5 protein-coding genes are annotated in these 4,745 nt (G+C 63.7%); all 5 read right to left on the bottom strand.

The genetic code is table 11. The annotated features are described in order from the left end of the window. Positions 1–2,233, bottom strand: a 2,233-nt coding sequence (locus tag AAF184_24760) for a tetratricopeptide repeat protein (GenBank protein MEO0425569.1), incomplete at its 3' end; no start/stop codon positions are given. A gap of 152 nt (positions 2,234–2,385) precedes the next feature. Continuing rightward, complete coding sequence (locus AAF184_24765; GenBank protein MEO0425570.1) at positions 2,386–3,117, bottom strand: choice-of-anchor H family protein; 732 nt, start codon at positions 3,115–3,117, stop codon at positions 2,386–2,388. Between the two features lie 194 nt (positions 3,118–3,311). Next, positions 3,312–3,836, bottom strand: coding sequence for a lipocalin family protein (locus AAF184_24770; protein MEO0425571.1), 525 nt, complete (start codon positions 3,834–3,836; stop codon positions 3,312–3,314). Next, complete coding sequence (locus AAF184_24775) at positions 3,833–4,519, bottom strand: DUF6134 family protein (protein MEO0425572.1); 687 nt, start codon at positions 4,517–4,519, stop codon at positions 3,833–3,835. The genes AAF184_24770 and AAF184_24775 overlap by 4 nt, the downstream gene beginning before the upstream one ends. After that, positions 4,516–4,745, bottom strand: a 230-nt coding sequence (locus AAF184_24780; GenBank protein ID MEO0425573.1) for a DUF1295 domain-containing protein, incomplete at its 5' end; no start/stop codon positions are given. The genes AAF184_24780 and AAF184_24775, both read right to left, overlap by 4 nt.

Below are 4,745 nucleotides of genomic sequence, written 5' to 3' on the forward strand. Positions count from 1 at the left end.
GCGCGGACTGGAAGATCGCCTCGGCTTCGGCGTACTCGGTTTTGATCGTGAGCAGGTTCGCCAGGTTGACCATGTCGTAGGCGACGAAGGTATGCCTGGCGCCTCGGGTGCGAATGACGTGCTCGACAGCCTGGCGAAGATACCGCTCCGCCTCGTCGAGGCGGTTGGTGTCGCCGTACAGGCGCCCGAGGTTGGTCATCGCCGCTTCCCTGTCTGGATGCGCTTCCCCGAGTAGCTCTCTCTCTCGCTCGATCACCTCCAGGTACAGCGGCTCCGCATCGTCATACTGGCCCAGTCCATGCTGCGCGACCGCCAGGTTGTGCATGTACGTCACGGTCAACGTGTTCTGGGGCCCCAGCGTAGCGACCGTACGCTCGTAGGCAAGACGGAAGTTTCGCTCGGCGGCCGCCAGGTCGCCTTCCATCAACCGCACCTGCCCGACGTTGTGCAGTACCGCGGCGTAAGACGCATCAGAGGTCTCCCCCAGGCGCTCGAACATGGCGATCGCCTGGTCGAACGTTGACTCGGCTCGTTCGTAGTCGCCACGGGCGTATTGAATGTGCCCCAGTTCGCTGAGGCTCTTCGCTACATCCGTGTGGTCCTGCGGGTGCAGCGCCCGATTGACGGCCAGGGCACGCTCGAGCGCCTCGGTGGCCGCTTCTAGTTCGCTCACTTCGTACAGCGTGTTGCCGAGCAATGCCAGGCTCTTAGCCAAACCGGCCTGATCGGACAGATCCCTCTGCAGCTCAATCGCATCGTTGAGGTGCTGCTGTGCCTCGTCGTAGAGACCGAGACTCTCGTAAACGGATCCCACCGAGAATCCTAGGCTGGCGCGCACCTCGGGCTGCACGTCCGGATTTCGCTGCAGCATCTCAGCGCCGCGATCCAGGATCTGCTTCGCCGTGATATCCGCGCCGAGACGCTTGTCAGGATCGGAGTGGCTGAATATCTCGACCAGAAGCTCCGCCGTTGCCGTGGCCCGGTCAGCCTCGAGGCGAGCGCGATCTCGTTCTTCGGCGAGCTGACTGTTGTGAAAGACGAAGGCGGCAGCACTGGCTAGGACGATACCGAGGCCGACGGTGACCGGCGCAGGGTTTCGCTTCAGGAACGCCCCGAAGACGTAGGGCGCCGTGTTCGGTCGCGCCGCGACCGGATAGCCGGCCAGGTAGTGCTCGATATCCGAGGCGAGACGCTCGGCGGTTCGGTAACGCATCTCCGGTTCGCGGGCGAGGGCCTTCGACACGATGCTATCGAGGTCGCCGCGCAGTTGCGCACTTCGCCTCTTCCGATCGATGGCGCCGTCGTCATCAGCGTCCGGCATCAGGACGGCGTCGCTAGGCCGCTGCAAAGCGCCGGGACCATCGGAATCCGGGGGCATGTGGCCGGTCAACAGGGTATGCAGCAGCAACCCGAGCGCATAGATGTCGCTAGCCGTGGTGGTGGGCAACCCGGCCGCTTGCTCGGGGCTCGCGAAACGTGGCGTCATGAGCCTGGACGTGAGTTCGGCGTCGGTCTCCAGCAGGCGTTCGATGTCATGGCCAACGAACTCGGAGATGCCGAAGTCGAGGAGCTTCGGCGTGCCGTCCGCCGTGACCAGGATGTTGGCCGGCTTGATATCCCGATGAATCACCAGCATCCGATGGGCGTGGCTAACGGCGCCGCACACCTCGAGGAAGATGTTCAGCATGCGAGCTAGAGGCAAGCGATGCAGACGGCAGTACTGATCCAGCGGCACGCCGTCGATGAACTCCATGGCCAGGTACGGTATGCCGTCAGTGGTTGCCCCGGCATCGAGAATTCTCGCGATGTGCGGGTGATCCAGCTTGCCTAGGATGCGCCGCTCTGCGTTGAAGTGGGCGACCAGATCCGGCGGCAGACGCGCAGGATCGACCAGCTTGATGGCCACCTGTTGCTCGAAGGTGCCGTCGTCGCGGGTGGCGAGGTAGACGTCGCCCATGCCGCCGCGGGCGATGAAGGAAACGACCCGGTACGGGCCGATTTGCGCGCCTTCGTAGTGTGTCGTCGCGCCGAGGATCGCCTCTCTCGCGGTTTCGACGATACCGGTGGCCGCCGAGGACCTCCTCGTGTCGTTGTTGATCATCGACTTGAGGAGGTCAGCCAGCGCACTGTCTTGCTGACTCAGCTCATCTAGTGCAGCGCCTCGCTCAGAAGCAGCCATCTCCGACAGTCGGTGGAAGTGGTGCTGCAGGGCATCCCAGCGATCCTTCTCCATCCGCGCGTTAGCCCACCAGCGTCGGGTTGTTTCGCCATAACGTGGGCATGAGATTGCGTGTCCTTGAGAGCAGCTTCGCGCGGCGTACGCCACGCATCAAAGGGATGCCGATCGATGCTATCCCCGATACTGGCACCCAGGCAAACTCGGCCCTAGTCGGTCGATGACTTACGCCCGAGGCGGCGACGCAGCCCCAGTGCGGCGAGCAAACCACCGAGGGAGATGAGCCCCGCCGAGCCGCCACCGCCCTGGGAGGACACGACGACTGCAGGCTCGCTGTTGCTGGCGTCCAGCGCGACGCTCTCGAGCGGCAGATCGAACAGCGCTGCGGACTTCTCCGGGCCGAAGTCGGCGACCAGTCGACCGTCGAAAGTGTCGTACACCTCGATCAGCACGTCGTAGTAGCCGGTGGGGAAGCCGGACACCAGGTCGGCGTCGAAGAAGTACTCGTCAGTACCGCTGGCGCCGAAGATCCGGAACGTGTCGGTCACGCCGTACTCGGTCCACGGGCCACCCTCGAGCGACAGGTACAGCACGGCGTAGACATCGGCTTGATCGAAGATCGTATCCACATCGAAGGTCAGTTCGATACGCGTACGGAACCCATCGAAGTCGAAGTCATCGCGGATGACGGCGAAGGCATCGAACACCCAGAAGTCGAGGTTCAGGGCCTGGCTGGGCGCGATAGTGGCCCCCTTTCGGGCGACCTTGTCGCCGGCGCCTCGCTCGGGTTTGACCGTGACGGTGCTCACGGGCTGATCAGCCGCGCGCTGTGAGACCAACCCCTGTGTCGCCAGTGTTTGCGCATCGGGGTTGGGAGCGTTTTCCGCGGCGGCCGTTAGGGCAAGCCCCGCCAACGCGAGGGCGATGACGTTCGCTTTCATAATGTCTGCTCCAGTAGTTTTTCACGGTGCAGACGTATTAGGCGCCATGGAGGCTGAACGGACCCTGAAAGGCGATCCGGAGATCGACACCTGATCGCAGTAGCCCCTTGCCGACCGTTGAGGTCGCGGTCGCCTAGCTCCCTCGGCAGAGAGCCGGCCAGCCGCGACCATGAGGCATTAGCTAACGGATCGATTCACTCCCAGCGCTGCGGAACCCGACGCAACTGCGCAGTGTCGTAGCCCATCGCATCGACCTGGCTGACCAGAGCGGTGTAGGTCTCCTCCGACAGCGCCGGCTCGCGGGCCATGATCCACACGTAGTCGCGCTTGTTGCGACCGATGATGGTGGTGTCGTAGTCGGCGCCCAGCTGCACGATCCGAAAGTCCGAGCGGAACGGCCAGATAAACTGCATCGCCCAGACCGCATTCGAATCCTCGTCCACCACGATGGCGTTGGGCTGGTACTCCTTTGACGGCCCGTCGAAGCCCTTGTTGTTGAAGGTGAAGGTGGTCTGGATGCGATCACCGTCGCGCGCGTAGCTCTCCACCGCGTTGTAAGCGTTGCGCTCCAGGGGCGCTGGGATGTGGGCGATGACGTACCAATCACCCATGAATCGATCCAGGTCCACCTCCGGCACCGTGGCCAACTCGGGCTGACTCGCACAGCCACCGAGGGCCGCCAGGCTCAGGAGTAAGCTCGACAGGAATGCGCGTCTCATGTCCGCACCAGTTCGTAGCGCAGCTGACGACCCTTTTCCACCGTGGAGGTCAACGCCAACCACTCGCCTTCGGGGGTGTACCAGAGATCCAGATCGAGACCCTCCGCGTTGAGGCTGTAGCGATCAGCCACCACGGGCTCGCCCGCCACCTCGATGGACTCACGACCGACCAGGGCCACTTCCACCGGTTGATAGGCGCCCGTCTGCGAGTTCAGCAGCTGCGTGTCCTTAAGGGCTGCCAGATCCCAGTAGGCGAAGGTGCGCACGCAGCCTGCATCCAGGGAATCGGGGCCGGCAGTGGCCGCCAGGTCGAAACCACCGGCGTCGCGCTGACCGATCACCTTGAATTGATCGCCGTTGTCGTTGGTGCGCGCCTCGATACGCTCGAGGCAGCCGTCGCGCCAGGTTTCAACGTTCTCGTGCCGGTAGCGGTAGGCCGTCACGAACAGGAACTTCACCTTGAACTGCGCTTCGGTCTCCAACTCGTAGCCGTTCTCCTGCGGGTTCAGGCGGAAGTTGTGGAAGCCGATCGGGTTGTCGTTCAGATACACCTGGAAGTTCCACTCGCGGGGATCCAGGGTCTCGTTCACGTCGGTCACGCCTGCGGTGGCGCCGGCCGCGGTGACGGCCATCAGCATGGCAGCGCCCGCTGCGGCCTTGGTAAGGGGGTTCGTCAGGTTCATGCCAAGTCTCCTTGTTGCAGATCCAGATCCTTCGAACGACGTCGAGGGCCGGGGAAGAACGCGTTGGTTTCCCGCACGTAGCGGGCGTACTCGGGGCGGCGATTGCCAATGTCCTTTTCCAGGAGGGCAACGCCAGAAACTTTCAGCAGCAGGCCCGACATCAGCAGGGGCGAGAGGAAGGTCCACCAGCCGCCGGCGGCGAGGCCGAACAGGAAGAAGCCCCACC

Source organism: Pseudomonadota bacterium (assembly GCA_039815145.1).
GTDB lineage: Bacteria > Pseudomonadota > Gammaproteobacteria > Steroidobacterales > JBCBZW01 > JBCBZW01.

Excerpts from the sequence above, each read along its gene's own strand:
- AAF184_24765 (MEO0425570.1), bottom strand. The coding sequence starts at position 3,117 with ATGAAAGCGAACGTCATCGCCCTCGCGTTGGCGGGGCTTGCCCTAACG.
- AAF184_24775 (MEO0425572.1), bottom strand. The coding sequence starts at position 4,519 with ATGAACCTGACGAACCCCCTTACCAAGGCCGCAGCGGGCGCTGCCATG.
- AAF184_24770 (MEO0425571.1), bottom strand. The coding sequence starts at position 3,836 with ATGAGACGCGCATTCCTGTCGAGCTTACTCCTGAGCCTGGCGGCCCTC.